This is a genomic window from Pseudomaricurvus alcaniphilus (assembly GCF_011440395.1).
Taxonomy (GTDB): domain Bacteria; phylum Pseudomonadota; class Gammaproteobacteria; order Pseudomonadales; family Cellvibrionaceae; genus Pseudomaricurvus; species Pseudomaricurvus alcaniphilus.
Genome location: NZ_JAAOIX010000018.1, coordinates 1 through 16,257, shown reverse-complemented (window position 1 = coordinate 16,257; position 16,257 = coordinate 1). Strand labels below are relative to the sequence as shown.

Annotated in this window: 13 protein-coding genes and 1 tRNA gene; all 14 read left to right on the top strand. The window is 56.9% G+C overall.

What is annotated here, in order from left to right:
* Positions 1-121 (top strand): EF-Tu C-terminal domain-related protein (locus G8764_RS21880; protein ID WP_207952040.1); only part of this gene is annotated, 121 nt, incomplete at its 5' end.
* A 97-nt stretch (positions 122-218) separates the two neighbouring features.
* Positions 219-294: transfer RNA gene (locus G8764_RS21875), tRNA-Trp, on the top strand.
* A gap of 38 nt (positions 295-332) precedes the next feature.
* Entirely contained in the window at positions 333-701 is a 369-nt protein-coding gene (gene secE, locus G8764_RS21870; protein WP_166168406.1) for a preprotein translocase subunit SecE, read from the top strand.
* A 9-nt stretch (positions 702-710) separates the two neighbouring features.
* Positions 711-1,244 carry a transcription termination/antitermination protein NusG gene (gene nusG, locus G8764_RS21865; RefSeq protein WP_166168403.1) on the top strand — a complete coding sequence of 178 codons (534 nt, stop codon included), beginning with the start codon at positions 711-713 and terminating at the stop codon, positions 1,242-1,244.
* A 164-nt stretch (positions 1,245-1,408) separates the two neighbouring features.
* Positions 1,409-1,843, top strand: a complete 435-nt coding sequence (gene rplK, locus G8764_RS21860) for a 50S ribosomal protein L11 (protein WP_166168400.1) — start codon at positions 1,409-1,411, stop codon at positions 1,841-1,843.
* Complete coding sequence (gene rplA, locus G8764_RS21855; RefSeq protein ID WP_166168397.1) at positions 1,843-2,538, top strand: 50S ribosomal protein L1; 696 nt, start codon at positions 1,843-1,845, stop codon at positions 2,536-2,538. The genes rplK and rplA overlap by 1 nt, the downstream gene beginning before the upstream one ends.
* Before the next feature lie 327 nt (positions 2,539-2,865).
* Positions 2,866-3,363, top strand: a complete 498-nt coding sequence (gene rplJ / locus G8764_RS21850) for a 50S ribosomal protein L10 (protein ID WP_166168394.1) — start codon at positions 2,866-2,868, stop codon at positions 3,361-3,363.
* 93 nt (positions 3,364-3,456) lie between these two features.
* On the top strand, positions 3,457-3,825 hold the full coding sequence (gene rplL / locus G8764_RS21845; RefSeq protein WP_166168391.1) for a 50S ribosomal protein L7/L12: 369 nt from the start codon (positions 3,457-3,459) through the stop codon (positions 3,823-3,825).
* 264 nt (positions 3,826-4,089) lie between these two features.
* On the top strand, positions 4,090-8,175 hold the full coding sequence (rpoB, locus tag G8764_RS21840) for a DNA-directed RNA polymerase subunit beta (RefSeq protein WP_166168388.1): 4,086 nt from the start codon (positions 4,090-4,092) through the stop codon (positions 8,173-8,175).
* A 161-nt stretch (positions 8,176-8,336) separates the two neighbouring features.
* Positions 8,337-12,566, top strand: coding sequence for a DNA-directed RNA polymerase subunit beta' (gene rpoC, locus G8764_RS21835; RefSeq protein ID WP_166168385.1), 4,230 nt, complete (start codon positions 8,337-8,339; stop codon positions 12,564-12,566).
* A 212-nt stretch (positions 12,567-12,778) separates the two neighbouring features.
* On the top strand, positions 12,779-13,150 hold the full coding sequence (rpsL, locus tag G8764_RS21830; protein WP_166168382.1) for a 30S ribosomal protein S12: 372 nt from the start codon (positions 12,779-12,781) through the stop codon (positions 13,148-13,150).
* Between the two features lie 187 nt (positions 13,151-13,337).
* On the top strand, positions 13,338-13,808 hold the full coding sequence (gene rpsG / locus G8764_RS21825; protein WP_166168379.1) for a 30S ribosomal protein S7: 471 nt from the start codon (positions 13,338-13,340) through the stop codon (positions 13,806-13,808).
* A gap of 147 nt (positions 13,809-13,955) precedes the next feature.
* Complete coding sequence (gene fusA / locus G8764_RS21820; RefSeq protein WP_166168376.1) at positions 13,956-16,067, top strand: elongation factor G; 2,112 nt, start codon at positions 13,956-13,958, stop codon at positions 16,065-16,067.
* A 48-nt stretch (positions 16,068-16,115) separates the two neighbouring features.
* The coding region (locus tag G8764_RS21815) for a GTP-binding protein (protein WP_341806447.1) at positions 16,116-16,257 on the top strand (142 nt) is incomplete at its 3' end.

The following is a 16,257-nucleotide window of genomic DNA, read 5'->3' as shown; positions in this document are numbered from 1 at the left end:
CAACATCCAGATGACCGTTACCCTGATTCACCCGATTGCGATGGACGAAGGTCTGCGCTTTGCGATCCGTGAAGGCGGTCGTACTGTGGGTGCCGGCGTGGTTGCCAAGATCATCGAGTAACCATCCTGTTGGTCGGTTGGCGGGCGTGAAAATTGCCCGCGCCGAGCAGTAAGAATTGGGGCAGGCAGTTTGATACCGGCTCCAATTTTTTGTTTTTAGGCCAGTAGTTCAATTGGTAGAGCACCGGTCTCCAAAACCGGGGGTTGGGGGTTCGAGTCCCTCCTGGCCTGCCATTTTAAATAGAAGCAGTAGAGTTAAGGTTTGCGAAGCTATGGTCGCTAAGGTTGAAGCCGGAGAATTCCGCCTCGATGGTCTTAAATGGCTACTGGTGGTGTTGTTGGTCGCGGCCGGCGTAGTGGGCAACTCCTACTATTCTGATGTCGCCGTGTTGTACCGGGTCCTGGGTCTGGTGGTCGGCGCAGTCATCGCAGTATTTGTCGCTGTCAATACCGCCAAGGGCAACGCCTTCTGGAATTTGTTGCGCGAGGCGCAGCAGGAGTTCCGGCGGGTAGTGTGGCCAACCAGGGCAGAGGTCAATCAGACAACTATGATTGTTGTCGCTGTCGTCCTGGTTATGTCTGTTATTCTTTGGTTGCTGGACACCTTTTTGGGCTGGCTGGCATCTCTCATTATTGGTTAGAGGTGACCGATGGCTAAACGCTGGTACGTGGTACATGCATACTCCGGTTACGAAAAGAAGGTGGCTGCTGCACTCAAGGAACGCATTGAGTTAAACAAAATGCAGGATCTGTTCGGTGAGGTGCTAGTGCCTACCGAAGAGGTTGTGGAAATGCGTGGTGGTCAGAAACGCAAATCCGAACGCAAGTTTTTCCCCGGTTATGTGCTGGTGCAAATGGAACTCACCGACGAGTCCTGGCACCTGGTGAAAGAGACCCCGCGGGTGATGGGCTTTATCGGTGGTAAGGCCGACAAGCCAGCGCCGATTACCGAGAAAGAAGCCGACGCCATCTTGCGCCGGGTGGATGACTCGGTCGACAAGCCCAAGCCCAAGACAATCTTTGAGCCGGGTGAGATGGTGCGGGTAACCGATGGACCCTTTAACGACTTTAACGGGGTTGTTGAAGAGGTGAATTACGAGAAGAGCAGGCTGCACGTAGCAGTGTTGATCTTCGGCCGCTCGACTCCGGTTGAGCTGGATTTTGGACAGGTCGAAAAGGCCTAGTCCAGGACAACAAATTTTGCCCTCCTTCGCCTTGTGCGGAGGAGGGTTTTCGCGTCTCCGGGCGGATGGTATTTACCGTCGCCGGCAGACAGGGGAGCCTGGGATGGCTGGTCGCGCCACGACCGGTTGGAGGCGTTAACACCCAATTATGGGAGTAGATAACTATGGCTAAGAAAATCGAAGCTTATATCAAGCTGCAAGTACCAGCTGGCAAAGCTAACCCGAGTCCGCCGGTCGGCCCTGCACTGGGTCAGAAGGGTGTCAATATTATGGAGTTCTGTAAAGCGTTTAACGCCCAGACCCAGAATATGGAAGCTGGCGCGCCTGTGCCAGTAGTAATCTCGGTCTACAGCGATCGCAGCTTTACCTTCACTATGAAGACGCCGCCGGCGGCTTACCTGCTGAAGAAAGCCGCGGGGATCACCAGCGGATCCGCGCGTCCAAACACTCAGAAAGTTGGCAAAATCAACCGTGCCCAGCTGGAAGAGATTGCCAATGCTAAAATGCCTGACCTGACGGCCGCTGATATGGATGCGGCTGTACGCACCATCGCCGGTTCCGCCAGGGCAATGGGTCTGGAAACGGAGGGTGTTGTTTAATGGCCAAGTTATCCAAGCGCCAGCGCGCTATTCGTGAAAAGCTCGACTCCACCAAGCAGTACGGCCTCGAAGAAGCCGTCGCCCTGCTGAAGGAAGTCTCCACGGTCAAGTTTGGTGAGACAGTTGATGTCGCCATCAACCTGGGCATCGATCCGCGTAAATCCGACCAGGCTGTGCGTGGTGCCACCACCCTGCCAAACGGTTCCGGCAAGGAAGTTCGGGTAGCGGTATTTACCCAGGGCGCCAATGCCGAAGCGGCCAAGGCTGCCGGTGCCGATATCGTCGGTATGGAAGAGCTGGCTGCCGACGTCAAGGCCGGCAAGATGGATTTTGACGTGGTGATCGCCGACCCGGCGGCCATGCGTGTAGTGGGCCAGTTGGGCCAGATCCTGGGCCCTCGCGGCCTGATGCCAAACCCGAAAACCGGTACGGTTACCCCGGACGTTGCCACGGCTGTGAAAAACGCCAAGGCCGGTCAGGTGCGTTACCGCGCTGACAAGGGCGGCATTGTTCACGGTGCCATTGGCAAGCTGACCTTTGATGCGGCGGCGCTCAAGCAAAACCTGGAAGCGTTGTTGAATGATTTGAAAAAGGCAAAGCCTGCGACCGCCAAAGGTGTGTATCTGAAGAAGATTTCTCTCAGTACCACTATGGGTCCCGGCATTGTTTTAGACCAGTCGTCCCTGGAAGTATAAGGGCGCGGCACAAAATTTTGGGGGTCCGGTCAATGCGCTTGCGCAATCCGGGCCGTCAAAGACCGTAGGCGCTTTATCGAGCGGCTGGCCGTCAGGCCAATCAGTTCGGTGGCTTAATGATCGACACTCGGCAGGCCTCCCCAGGGAGCGCTGGTCGAGCATGAGAAAACCTACGCAGACGGTGAATCCCGATTCAGTTTTAGCTGGATTTGATCACCGAAAACGGGTTCCTCCGGTGCAGTTTACCGGTGGAATATTACTCACGATTGACGCTTTCCAAAGCCCGGGTGGTTTTGGCTTGAGTTAATCAAATCCAGGAGAAATCTTGTGGCATTAGGACTTGAAGACAAAAAAGCGATTGTCGCTGAAGTCCAGGAGGCTGCGAAGGGCGCTCTGTCTGCGGTTGTTGCGGATGCACGTGGTGTATCGGTAACGGCTATGACTGCCCTGCGTAAAGAGGCTCGTGCGAACGGCGTTTGGGTAAGAGTCGTCCGTAACACACTGGCCCGTCGCGCACTGGAAGGAACTGCATACGAGTGTGTCAAAGACTCACTTGTCGGTCCGACTTTGATTGCTTTTTCTAACGAACATCCCGGCGCCGGTGCGCGTATTTTCAAGGAGTTCGCGAAAACCAATGACAAGTTGGAGCTGAAAGTAGCCGCCTTCGAAGGTGAGGTAGTTGATATCAGCGTGCTGGCAACCCTGCCTACGTACGACGAAGCAATTGCCAAACTGATGAGCGTGATGAAAGAAGCAGCCGCTGGCAAACTGGTTCGTACTATCGCTGCCATTCGCGACCAAAAAGAAGCACAGGAAGCTGCCTGATCAGATTGCTGACAGGTACCTCTGTAGATTATTTAACGGGCTGGGCGTTTTTCAAACTGCCGTAAATGCTCAATAAACTGTAGGAATAGACTCATGTCTCTGACTAAAGAAGATATCATCAACGCTGTTGCCGAGATGTCTGTAAAAGATGTTGTTGAACTGATCTCCGCTATGGAAGAAAAGTTTGGTGTTTCTGCTGCTGCTGCCGCTGTTGCAGTTGCTGCTGACGCCGGTCCTGCCGCTGAAGAGAAGACTGACTTCGACGTCGTTCTGACCAGCGCTGGCGACAAGAAAGTTAACGCCATCAAGGCAGTTCGTGCCATCACTGGCCTGGGCCTGAAAGAAGCCAAGGCTCTGGTTGAAAGCGCTCCTGCCACCGTACTGGAAAGTGCTGGCAAAGACGCTGCTGAAGATGCCAAGAAGCAATTGGAAGAAGCAGGCGCTAGCGTAGAGCTGAAGTAATTCAGTTTGACACAAGCGCTAAGTCCGACTTGATGTCTGGCTTAAGGCTGGTGGGTTAAATACCCGCCGGCCTTTTTGCCGTTAGTAGTCTACGGCAATGTGGGTGTTACCCACACCAAGCAAAGACTGCTGTTGCCTGCAGGGCGAATGAGCCGCAGAGCAATACTATACTGCGAAGTTGAATTTCACGGCAATGCGAACGACTCATACTGATTCGTATCCGGGGCGCAGACAGCCTAACCGTGAACAAGCTGGGGAATACAGATGGCTTACTCATATACTGAGAAAAAACGTATCCGCAAGGACTTCGGCAAACTGCCGCATGTCATGGATGTCCCTTTCCTCCTGGCGATACAATTGGATTCGTACCGCAACTTTACCCAGGCTGACAAGTCGCCGGAAGAGCGCTTTGATGTGGGTTTGCATGCGGCTTTCAAATCGGTATTCCCGATTGTCAGCTACTCGGGTAGCGCTGCCCTCGAATATGTCAGTTACGTTTTGGGCAAGCCCGCGTTCGATGTTAACGAATGTATTTTGCGCGGTGTTACCTTCGCGGTACCGCTGCGAGTAAGGGTTCGGCTGATCATCTACGATCGAGAGTCAGCGAACAAGGCAATTAAAGATATCAAGGAACAAGAAGTGTACATGGGCGAAATTCCGCTCATGACCGATAACGGTACCTTTGTAATCAATGGTACCGAGCGCGTGATTGTTTCCCAGTTGCACCGCTCGCCCGGCGTGTTCTTTGATCACGACAAGGGCAAGACCCATTCTTCCGGCAAGCTGCTGTACTCAGCCCGTGTCATTCCCTACCGTGGCTCCTGGCTGGATTTCGAATTCGATCCCAAGGATCTGGTCTACGTTCGTATCGATCGTCGCCGCAAGCTGCCGGCTACAATCCTGCTGCGCGCACTGGGCTTCACCTCCGAGCAGATGCTGGAGATGTTCTTTGAGACCAGCCGCTTCAGCATCAGTGCCGACAAGGAAGTGCGACTGGAGCTGGTGCCGTCGCGTCTGCGCGGTGATGTAGCCACCTTTGATATTCTCGACAATGACGGCAAGGTTATCGTTGAAGAAGGGCGGCGTATTACCGCCCGCCATATTCGCGAGCTGGAAAAGAGCGGCGTTACCGAGCTGGTGGTGCCGCGGGAATACCTGTTGGGTCGCAGCCTGGCCCGCGACCTGGCCGACACCGAGACCGGCGAGCTGCTGTTCGAATGTAACAGCGAGATCACCGAAGAAGTGCTGGAGAAGGTGGAAGAGCTCGGCATCGAAGTTCTGGAAACTCTCTACACCAACGAACTCGATTGCGGCCCATTTATTTCGGACACCCTGCGCGTAGACCCCACCCGCACCGAGCTGGAAGCGCTGGTGGAAATTTACCGCATGATGCGTCCCGGCGAGCCGCCGACCAAGGAATCGGCCGAGGGTCTGTTCCAGAACCTGTTCTTCTCCCAGGAGCGCTACGACCTGTCTGCGGTTGGCCGGATGAAGTTTAACCGCCGCCTGCTGCGGGGCGAAGATACCGGGGAAGGCATCCTCTCCAACGAGGACATCGTCGACGTACTGAAGACCCTGATCGACATTCGCAACGGTAAAGGCGTGGTGGACGATATCGACCACCTCGGTAACCGCCGGGTTCGCTCCGTGGGTGAAATGGCCGAGAACCAGTTCCGCGTGGGCCTGGTGCGGGTCGAGCGGGCGGTCAAGGAGCGCCTGTCGATGGCCGAATCCGAAGGCTTGATGCCGCAGGATTTGATCAACGCCAAGCCGGTCGCAGCGGCCGTGAAAGAATTCTTTGGTTCGTCCCAGTTGTCCCAGTTTATGGACCAGAACAACCCGCTGTCGGAAGTGACCCACAAGCGTCGTGTTTCGGCCCTGGGCCCAGGTGGATTGACGCGCGAGCGCGCCGGCTTTGAAGTGCGCGACGTGCACCCGACTCACTACGGCCGGGTCTGTCCTATTGAAACACCGGAAGGTCCGAACATCGGCCTGATCAACTCGCTGGCCACCTACTCGCGTACCAACAGCTACGGCTTCCTCGAGGCGCCGTACCGCAAAGTGGTCAACCGTGTGGCCACCGATGAGATCGAGTACCTGTCGGCCATCAACGAGGCCGGTTATGTTATCGCCCAGGCCTCGGCCGAGCTGGACAGCAACAACCAGCTGGTAGACGACCTGGTGTCCGTGCGGCACATGGGTGAATTTACGCTCAAGCCAGCGGAAGAAGTGAACTATATGGATGTCTCGCCGCGCCAGGTGGTGTCGGTGGCAGCTTCCTTGATTCCCTTCCTCGAGCACGATGACGCCAACCGCGCCCTGATGGGTTCCAACATGCAGCGTCAGGCGGTGCCAACCCTCAAGGCGCAGAAGCCGCTGGTGGGCACGGGTATGGAGCGCAATGTGGCCTCCGACTCCGGCGTCTGTGTGGTTGCCAAGCGTGGCGGTGTGATCGAGCGCGTCGATGCGGCCCGGATCGTGGTCAAGGCCCACGACTCGGAAACCGAAGCCGGCGATGCTGGTGTGGATATCTACAACCTGACCAAGTACACCCGCTCCAACCAGAACACCTGTATCAACCAGCGCCCGATTGTGCGCACCGGTGACATCGTCGCTCGCGGCGACATTCTGGCTGACGGACCGTCCGTAGATATGGGTGAGCTGGCCCTGGGCCAGAACATGCGCATCGCGTTTATGCCCTGGAACGGTTACAACTTTGAGGATTCCATCCTCGTATCCGAGCGGGTGGTGAAGGAAGATCGTTTTACCACCATTCACATTCAGGAGCTTACCTGTATCTCCCGGGATACCAAGCTCGGCAGTGAAGAAATCACCGCGGATATCCCCAATGTGGGCGAGGCTGCGCTGTCAAAACTGGACGAGTCCGGCATTGTCTACATCGGCGCCGAAGTGGGCCCCGGTGATATCCTGGTGGGCAAGGTGACACCGAAGGGTGAAACCCAGCTGACTCCGGAAGAAAAATTGCTGCGCGCCATTTTCGGTGAGAAAGCCTCGGACGTGAAGGATACCTCCCTGCGCGTACCGTCCAGCACTCGCGGTACGGTTATCGACGTGCAGGTGTTTACCCGCGATGGCCTGGAGAAAGACCAGCGTTCCATGGAAATTGAAAAGTCCCAGTTGAACGCCATCCGCAAGGACCTGAACGAAGAATATCGCATTGTTGAAGGCGCGACCTTCGAGCGTCTGCGCGACGCTTTGGTGGGTCAGGTTGCCTCCAGTGGCCGCGGCGTGAAGAAAGGCGAGCCGGTCACCGATGAAATGCTCGACGGGCTGGAAAAAGAGCAGTGGTTCAAGCTGCGTATGGCCGAAGATGCACTCAACGAGCAGCTCGACCGCGCTGAGGAACAGTTGATCGAGCGTCGCAAGATCCTCGACGAGCGTTTCGAGGACAAGAAGCGCAAGCTGGAAACTGGCGACGACCTCGCCCCCGGTGTACTCAAGATCGTCAAGGTTTACCTGGCCATCAAGCGTCGCATCCAGCCCGGTGACAAAATGGCTGGCCGGCATGGTAACAAGGGTGTGATCTCGGTGATCATGCCGGTGGAAGATATGCCCTACGACGCCAATGGCGAGCCGGTGGATATCGTCCTCAACCCGCTGGGTGTGCCTTCGCGAATGAACGTTGGCCAGATCCTCGAGACACACCTGGGCATGGCCGCCAAGGGGTTGGGTGTGAAGATCGACAATATGATCCGCGAACAGCGCCAGATTGCCGATTTGCGCGGCTTCCTCGATGACGTTTACAACAAGATTGGCGACCGCCAGGACAAAGTGGACCTGGACTCCCTGACCGACAAGGAAATCGTGCAGCTGGCGGAAAACCTGAAAGACGGTGTGCCGATGGCGACCGCGGTATTTGACGGTGCCAAGGAAGCGGAGATCAAGGACCTGTTGCGCCTTGCCGACCTGTCCGACACCGGTCAAACCCAGTTGTTCGACGGCCGTACCGGTGACTCTTTCGAGCGCCCGGTGACCGTTGGCTACATGTATATGCTCAAGCTCAACCACCTGGTGGATGACAAGATGCACGCCCGTTCCACCGGCTCCTACAGCCTGGTTACCCAGCAGCCGCTGGGTGGTAAAGCCCAGTTTGGTGGCCAGCGCTTCGGGGAGATGGAAGTGTGGGCGCTGGAAGCCTACGGCGCCGCTTACACCCTGCAGGAAATGCTGACGGTGAAATCGGATGACGTGGCGGGTCGAACCAAGATGTACAAGAACATCGTCGATGGCGACCACCGCATGGAGCCCGGTATGCCGGAGTCCTTTAACGTACTGGTTAAGGAAATCCGCTCCCTCGGTATCAATATCGAGCTGGAGACCGACAACTAGGCATCGCTGCCGGTCGTCGGCGCAGGCGAGACCCAGGTCTCGCCCGTGGGCGGCGCAAGTTTTAGAAGATAAACAGGGTGTCAGTGCAAGCTGACGCCCATCCAGGAGCCCCGCCAAGCGGGGCCTCCATTGGAGTCAACTGGAGTCAACGGGAGAGTCCCTTGAAAGACTTACTAAATTTACTGAAGTCCCAGGGTCAAACTGAAGAGTTTGATGCGATCCGAATAGCTCTGGCATCGCCTGAAATGATCCGCTCGTGGTCGTTCGGTGAGGTGAAGAAGCCGGAAACCATTAATTACCGCACCTTTAAGCCGGAGCGGGAAGGGCTGTTCTGCGCCAAGATTTTCGGGCCGGTCAAGGATTACGAGTGCCTGTGTGGCAAGTACAAGCGCATGAAGCACCGCGGTATTATCTGTGAGAAGTGCGGCGTTGAAGTGACCTTGTCCAAGGTTCGTCGGGAGCGCATGGGTCACATTGAGCTGGCTTGTCCGACCGCTCACATTTGGTTCCTGAAATCCCTGCCCAGCCGCATGGGCTTGTTGCTGGACATGACTCTGCGCAACATCGAGCGGGTGCTGTACTTTGAATCCTATGTGGTGACCGACCCGGGTATGACTACCCTGGAGAAGGGCCAGCTGCTGACTGATGAGCAGTACTTCGAAGCCATGGAAGAGTTCGGTGACGAATTCAGTGCCAAAATGGGCGCTGAAGCGATTCAGGAACTGATGCGTGATATCGATCTGGAGAACGAGATCCAGACCCTGCGTGAAGAGATTCCCAATACCAACTCGGAAACCAAGATCAAGAAGCTGTCCAAGCGCCTTAAATTGCTGGAAGCCTTCTTCAACTCGGGCAACAAGCCCGAGTGGATGGTCATGGAAGCCCTGCCGGTGCTGCCGCCGGACCTGCGTCCGCTGGTGCCGCTGGACGGTGGCCGTTTCGCCACCTCCGACCTGAATGACCTCTACCGCCGGGTGATCAACCGTAACAACCGTTTGAAGCGCCTGCTGGACTTGAATGCGCCGGACATTATCGTGCGCAACGAAAAGCGTATGTTGCAGGAGTCTGTGGATGCGCTGCTGGATAACGGTCGTCGCGGTCGCGCCATCACCGGCTCTAACAAGCGCCCGCTGAAGTCCCTGGCTGACATGATCAAGGGTAAGCAGGGTCGCTTCCGCCAGAACCTGCTGGGTAAGCGGGTCGACTACTCCGGTCGTTCGGTGATCGTGGTGGGCCCGACCTTGCGCCTGCACCAGTGTGGTCTGCCCAAAAAGATGGCGCTGGAACTGTTCAAGCCATTTATCTTTAGCAAGCTGGAATTGCGCGGTCTCGCCACCACCATCAAGGCGGCCAAGAAAATGGTCGAGCGGGAAGAGTCCATTGTCTGGGATATTCTCGACGAAGTCATTCGCGAGCATCCGGTTATGTTGAACCGGGCCCCGACCCTGCACCGTCTCGGTATCCAGGCGTTTGAGCCGGTCCTGATTGAAGGTAAAGCCATCCAGCTGCACCCGCTGGTGTGTGCCGCCTACAACGCCGACTTCGACGGCGACCAGATGGCCGTACACGTACCGCTGACCATCGAGGCCCAGCTGGAAGCTCGCGCCCTGATGATGTCCACCAACAACATTCTCTCGCCTGCCTCCGGTGAGCCGATTATCGTACCGTCCCAGGACGTGGTATTAGGCCTCTACTGGATGACCCGCGAGCGCGTCAATGCGCCGGGTGAAGGCATGGTGTTTGCCGATACCAGGGAAGTTTCCCGCGCCTATCACTCGAAGACTGTCGGCTTGCAGGCGCGCATCAAGGTGCGTATCACCGAGACCATCACCCACGAGGATGGCGAACTGGAAACCCGTACCGCGGTAGTTGCCACCACCGTGGGCCGCGTGTTGCTGTGGGAAATCGTGCCCAAGGGTATGCCGTTCGAGCAGGTCAACCGGCCGATGGTGAAGAAAGCCATCTCCCAGGTGATCAACTACTGCTACCGCATTGTCGGCTTGAAAGAGACAGTTATCTTTGCCGACCAGTTGATGTATATGGGCTATGAGTACTCCACTCGCTCCGGCTCCTCCATCGGTGTTAACGACTTCGAGATTCCGGACGCCAAGCACGAGTTGGTGGCGGCCGCCGAAGAGGAAGTGAAAGAGATTGAATCCCAGTACGCCTCCGGCCTGGTTACCCAGGGCGAGAAGTACAACAAGGTGATCGATATCTGGTCCCGGGCCAACGATCTGGTGGCCAAGTCCATGATGGAAGGCATCAGTAAGGAATTTGTCACCAACCGCGACGGTGAAGAAGAAGAGCAGGCGTCGTTTAACTCGGTGTTTATGTACGCCGATTCCGGTGCCCGGGGCTCCCCGGCCCAGATTCGCCAGTTGGCGGGTATGCGCGGCCTGATGGCCAAGCCGGACGGCTCCATTATCGAGACGCCCATTACCGCTAACTTCCGGGAAGGCTTGAACGTTGGCCAGTACTTTATTTCCACCCACGGTGCCCGTAAAGGTCTGGCCGATACGGCCTTGAAAACCGCCAACTCCGGTTACCTGACCCGACGCCTGGTGGACGTGGCCCAGGACGTGGTAGTTACCGAGCCGGACTGCGGCACCGACGAAGGCTTGACCATGGCGCCGGTAATCGAGGGTGGCGACATCATCGAATCCCTGGGTGACCGTATTCTCGGTCGTGTAGTGGCGCGGGATATTATGCGCGCTGACAGCGAAGAGATCCTGATGCCAGCCGGCACCATGATCGACGAGAAGTGGGTTGAGCGCATCGAAGAGATGGGTATCGACGAAGTCCAGGTGCGCTCGCCGATTACCTGTGAGACGCGGCATGGTATCTGCGCCCAGTGTTACGGTCGCGACCTGGCTCGCGGCCACCGTGCCAACGCCGGTGAGGCGGTCGGTGTTATCGCTGCCCAGTCCATCGGTGAGCCTGGTACCCAGCTGACCATGCGGACCTTCCACATCGGTGGTGCCGCCAGCCGGGCCTCTGCGGTTGACAGTGTACAGGTCAAGCAGGACGGTACTGTGCGCCTGATCAACGTCAAGGTCGTGGAAAACAAGCGCGGCAACCTGGTGGCGGTATCCCGCTCCGGTGAGCTGGCAGTCGCCGATATGAACGGTCGCGAGCGCGAGCGCTACAAGGTGCCTTACGGTGCTGAGATTACCGTGAAGGATGATGAGAAGGTCGAGGGCGGCCAGTTTGTCGCCAAGTGGGATCCCCACACTCACCCCATCGTCTCGGAAGTGGCGGGTAAGGTGGTGTTCGCCGGCATGGAAGACGGTCTCTCGATCCGTCGCCAGACCGACGACTTGACCGGCCTCACCTCGATTGAGGTGCTGGACCCGGCCGAGCGACCTGCGGCAGGTAAGGACTTGAAGCCGGCCATTACCCTGGTGGACGACAAGGGCGCCGAGCTGTGCCTGGCCAACACCAATGTGCCGGCTCACTACATGCTGCCCGCCAAGGCGATCCTGAGCATTTCCAACGGCGATGAGATCGAGGTGGGTGACATCGTGGCCCGTATCCCGCAAGAGGGATCCAAGACCCGTGACATCACCGGTGGTCTGCCGCGCGTTGCCGACCTGTTCGAGGCGCGCAAGCCGAAAGAGCCGTCTATCCTGGCGGAAATCTCCGGTACCGTATCGTTCGGTAAGGAAACCAAAGGCAAGCGTCGCCTGGTGATCACTCCCACCGACGGCCAGTTGCTGGCCGATGGCAGCACCCACTGGGAACAGCTGATTCCGAAGCATCGCCAGCTGACTGTGTTCGAAGGTGAACAGGTTGCCAAGGGTGAAGTTGTCTCCGACGGTCCGAGCAACCCGCACGACATCCTGCGCCTGCAAGGTGTAGAGGCTCTGGCCCGTTATATCACCAACGAGATCCAGGACGTCTACCGTCTGCAGGGTGTGAAGATCAACGATAAGCACATCGAGGTGATCATTCGCCAGATGCTGCGCAAGGTTGAAATTACCCAAATGGGGGATTCGTCCTTCGTTAAGGGTGAGCAGGCGGAGTTGACCCGGGTGCTGGAAGAGAGCGAAAAGCTGCGTGCCGACGATCGTCAGCCGGCCCAGTACGAGCGCCAGCTGCTGGGTATCACCAAGGCGTCACTGGCTACCGAGTCGTTTATTTCTGCGGCTTCGTTCCAGGAAACCACCCGGGTACTGACCGAAGCGGCAGTGACCGGCAAGGTGGACAACCTGCGCGGCCTGAAAGAGAACGTGGTTGTGGGTCGATTGATCCCGGCCGGTACTGGTCTGGCTTACCACCTCGAGCGCCGCCGTCAGCGCAGCGCCGAGTTGGCGCAGGAGCCTTCCGAGGGTCCTACCGCAGCGGAAGTGGAAGCGGCACTGACCGAGGCGCTCAAGTCCAGCGCCAGTTAAGGATTGCCCGGTCGCAAGGCCGGGCGAGCGCTGAATTGCGCAGGCTGGTGATTTAGCGATTGACGCAAGCGGGTGGTGTCATTACAATGCGCGACCCGCTTTTTAGTGTAGGGTATTGCTTTGCCTGGCTTTAAGTAAAGATTCGGGCAGAGTCGTATGTGTTATCAGGTCTTGTAACAAGGCAAATTTTTAATTGTTTGGAGTTATTTTTCATGGCAACGATCAACCAATTGGTTCGTAAGCCTAGAAAACGTAAGGTTCAGAAGAGCGACGTTCCTGCTCTGCAAGCGTGTCCCCAGCGTCGTGGTGTTTGCACCCGCGTGTACACCACCACTCCGAAGAAGCCAAACTCAGCTCTGCGTAAGGTATGCCGTGTGCGCCTGACCAGTGGCTTTGAGGTGACTTCTTATATCGGTGGTGAAGGTCACAACTTGCAGGAGCACAGCGTGGTACTGATTCGTGGCGGTCGGGTAAAAGACTTGCCAGGTGTTCGTTATCACACTGTTCGCGGCAGTCTTGACACCTCTGGTGTTAACAACCGCAAGCAAGCTCGTTCCAAGTACGGTGCCAAGCGTCCCAAGTAAGTCGTAAGACTTGCCGGCGTTTGTGGTCGTGACGGCTGGCCCCTCGGGGCTGCTGCTGCAGACCAAATATTACTGTATATACGTTTTCGGTTAGAACCGAGTAAGGCTAAGCGCACCAAAGGGCGAGCACGAGCTCAACGCTTTGTGGGTGTAGTCTTAGGAAAATCCTGAAGAGAGGCGAAGTAAGATGCCAAGAAGACGCGTAGTAGCTAAGCGTGAAGTGTTGCCCGATCCCAAGTACGGGAACACTACCTTAGCGAAGTTTATGAATATGGTCATGGTCAGCGGCAAGAAAGCCGTCGCTGAGCGCATTATTTACGGTGCGCTGGATATCGTGAGCCAAAAAACCAATCAGGACGCCATCGAAGTTTTCGATGAGGCCCTGGAAAAAATCGCCCCGCTGGTCGAGGTTAAGTCGCGTCGTGTAGGCGGTGCAACTTACCAGGTGCCGGTTGAAGTGCGCCCGTCACGCCGCCAGGCGCTGGCTATGCGCTGGCTGGTAGAGTTCTCGCGCAAGCGCGGCGAGAAGTCTATGGCACAGCGTCTGGCAGGCGAGTTGATCGATGCAGCCCAGAGCAAGGGCGGCGCGGTCAAGAAGCGTGAAGACGTGCATCGTATGGCTGAAGCCAACAAGGCGTTCTCACACTACCGCTTCTAAGGGGTGGTGTAACGCTACCGACGTTGCTGTTGCCTGGTTTCCCCCGGCAGCAGCGGCCTCGCAGATGCTCAGTCCAGACGCAATAGAAGGCAGCTACCATCGCTGCCTTTTAGCGTTCAATAGAATTACTTTTTCGGGGAATATTCCGTGGCTCGTACTACTCCCATCGCTCGTTACCGCAATATTGGTATCTGCGCGCACGTAGACGCAGGCAAAACCACAACGACCGAACGCGTTTTGTTCTATACCGGCCTCTCCCACAAGATTGGTGAGGTGCACGATGGTGCTGCCACCATGGACTGGATGGAGCAGGAGCAAGAGCGCGGAATTACCATTACCTCGGCTGCGACCACCTGTTTCTGGTCCGGTATGCAGCAGCAATTTGATAAGCACCGCATCAACATCATCGACACCCCCGGGCACGTTGACTTCACCATTGAGGTAGAGCGCTCGCTGCGGGTGTTGGATGGTGCGGTGGTAGTGTTGTGCGGCTCCTCCGGGGTACAGCCGCAAACCGAAACTGTCTGGCGCCAGGCGGACAAATACGAAGTGCCGCGGCTGGTGTTCGTCAACAAGATGGACCGCGCGGGTGCCGATTTCAATCGCGTGGTAAAGCAGCTCAAGACCCGTCTTAAGGCCAACCCTGTGGCCCTGCAAATGACGCTCGGGGCCGAAGACCAGTTCAAGGGCGTGGTCGATCTGGTAAAGATGAAAGCCATCTACTGGAATGAAGCCGATATGGGCATGACATTCGAGTACGGCGAGATTCCCGCAGACATGCTGGACCAGTGTCAGGAAATGCGCGAAGCGCTGGTGGAAGCGGCCGCGGAAGCGAACGATGAGCTGATGGATAAATACCTCGAGGGCGGCGAGCTCACCGAGGCGGAGATCAAGCAGGGCATTCGCCAGCGCACTCTGGCCAATGAAATTATTCCGGTGATCGGCGGCTCAGCCTTTAAAAACAAGGGCGTGCAGGCGATGCTGGACGCGGTGGTTGAATACCTGCCGTCGCCCACCGAGGTCAAGGCCATAGATGGCACCCTGGAAGACGGGGTGACCGTTGCCCACCGGGAGGCCGATGACAAGGCCCCTTTCTCGGCGCTGGCCTTTAAAATTGCCACCGACCCCTATGTCGGCACATTGACCTTCTTCCGGGTATACTCCGGCAAGCTGGAGAGCGGCACTGCGGTGTACAACTCGGTGAAGGGGAAAAAAGAGCGCATTGGTCGCATGGTGCAAATGCACGCCAATTCGCGCGAGGAGATCAAGGAAGTGCTGGCCGGCGATATCGCTGCTGCCATCGGCCTCAAGGACACTACCACCGGCGATACGCTGTGCGCGGAAGACGGCAAGATTGTGCTGGAGCGGATGGAGTTCCCCGAGCCGGTGATTTCCGTGGCGGTGGAACCCAAGACCCAGGCTGACCAGGAAAAAATGGGCATCGCCCTTGGCAAGCTGGCCCAGGAGGATCCGTCTTTCCGGGTCAAGACTGACGAGGAGACCGGGCAGACCATTATTTCCGGCATGGGCGAGCTGCACCTGGATATCATCGTCGACCGCATGCGCCGTGAATTCGGTGTCAATGCCAATATCGGCAAGCCCCAGGTGGCCTATCGCGAGCGCATTACCCGGGTCAGCGAAATCGAGGGCAAGTTTGTTCGCCAGTCAGGCGGCCGCGGCCAGTACGGTCACGTCTGGATCAAGTTTGAGCCGGCCGATGACGACAACGCCGAGGGCCTGGTGTTCGTCAACGAGATTGTGGGCGGCACGGTGCCGCGAGAATACATCCCCGCGGTGGAAAAAGGCATTGCCGAGCAGATGCGCAACGGGGTGCTGGCGGGCTATCCCCTGCTGGGGTTGAAGGCAACTCTTTACGATGGATCGTTCCACGATGTTGACTCCAACGAAATGGCGTTTAAGATTGCAGCTTCCATGGCAACCAAGAAGCTCGCCGAACACGGCGGTGCGGTTTTGCTGGAGCCAATGATGAAGGTTGAAGTGGTCACCCCTGAGGAGAATATGGGTGACGTGGTGGGCGATTTAAACCGCCGGCGTGGCCTGATTCAGGGGATGGATGAAATTTCATCCGGTAAAGTTGTGAATGCAGAGGTTCCGTTGGCGGAAATGTTTGGGTACGCTACCGACCTGCGCTCAGCTACTCAGGGCAGAGCGACGTTTACCATGGAGTTTGAACGCTACGCCGAAGCTCCAAAAAACATCGCAGATGATGTGATTTTAAAAAATAGAGGTGGCGAATAATTCGTCGTTTTCACCCGTTACTGACTATTAGATTGAGGATATATCACAGTGGCAAAAGCAACATTTGAACGTAAAAAACCGCACGTTAACGTGGGCACCATTGGTCACGTTGACCATGGTAAAACAACTTTGACTGCAGCGCTGACGCGCGTCTGTGCGGAAGTATGGGGCGGCGAAGCCGTTGCTTTCG

What these genes read in the sequence shown, in the direction of transcription:
- rpoB (WP_166168388.1), top strand. Translation starts at nt 4,090, where the DNA reads ATGGCTTACTCATATACTGAGAAAAAACGTATCCGCAAGGACTTCGGC.
- nusG (WP_166168403.1), top strand. Translation starts at nt 711, where the DNA reads ATGGCTAAACGCTGGTACGTGGTACATGCATACTCCGGTTACGAAAAG.
- rplA (WP_166168397.1), top strand. Translation starts at nt 1,843, where the DNA reads ATGGCCAAGTTATCCAAGCGCCAGCGCGCTATTCGTGAAAAGCTCGAC.
- rplK (WP_166168400.1), top strand. Translation starts at nt 1,409, where the DNA reads ATGGCTAAGAAAATCGAAGCTTATATCAAGCTGCAAGTACCAGCTGGC.
- rpsG (WP_166168379.1), top strand. Translation starts at nt 13,338, where the DNA reads ATGCCAAGAAGACGCGTAGTAGCTAAGCGTGAAGTGTTGCCCGATCCC.
- secE (WP_166168406.1), top strand. Translation starts at nt 333, where the DNA reads ATGGTCGCTAAGGTTGAAGCCGGAGAATTCCGCCTCGATGGTCTTAAA.
- rplL (WP_166168391.1), top strand. Translation starts at nt 3,457, where the DNA reads ATGTCTCTGACTAAAGAAGATATCATCAACGCTGTTGCCGAGATGTCT.
- rpsL (WP_166168382.1), top strand. Translation starts at nt 12,779, where the DNA reads ATGGCAACGATCAACCAATTGGTTCGTAAGCCTAGAAAACGTAAGGTT.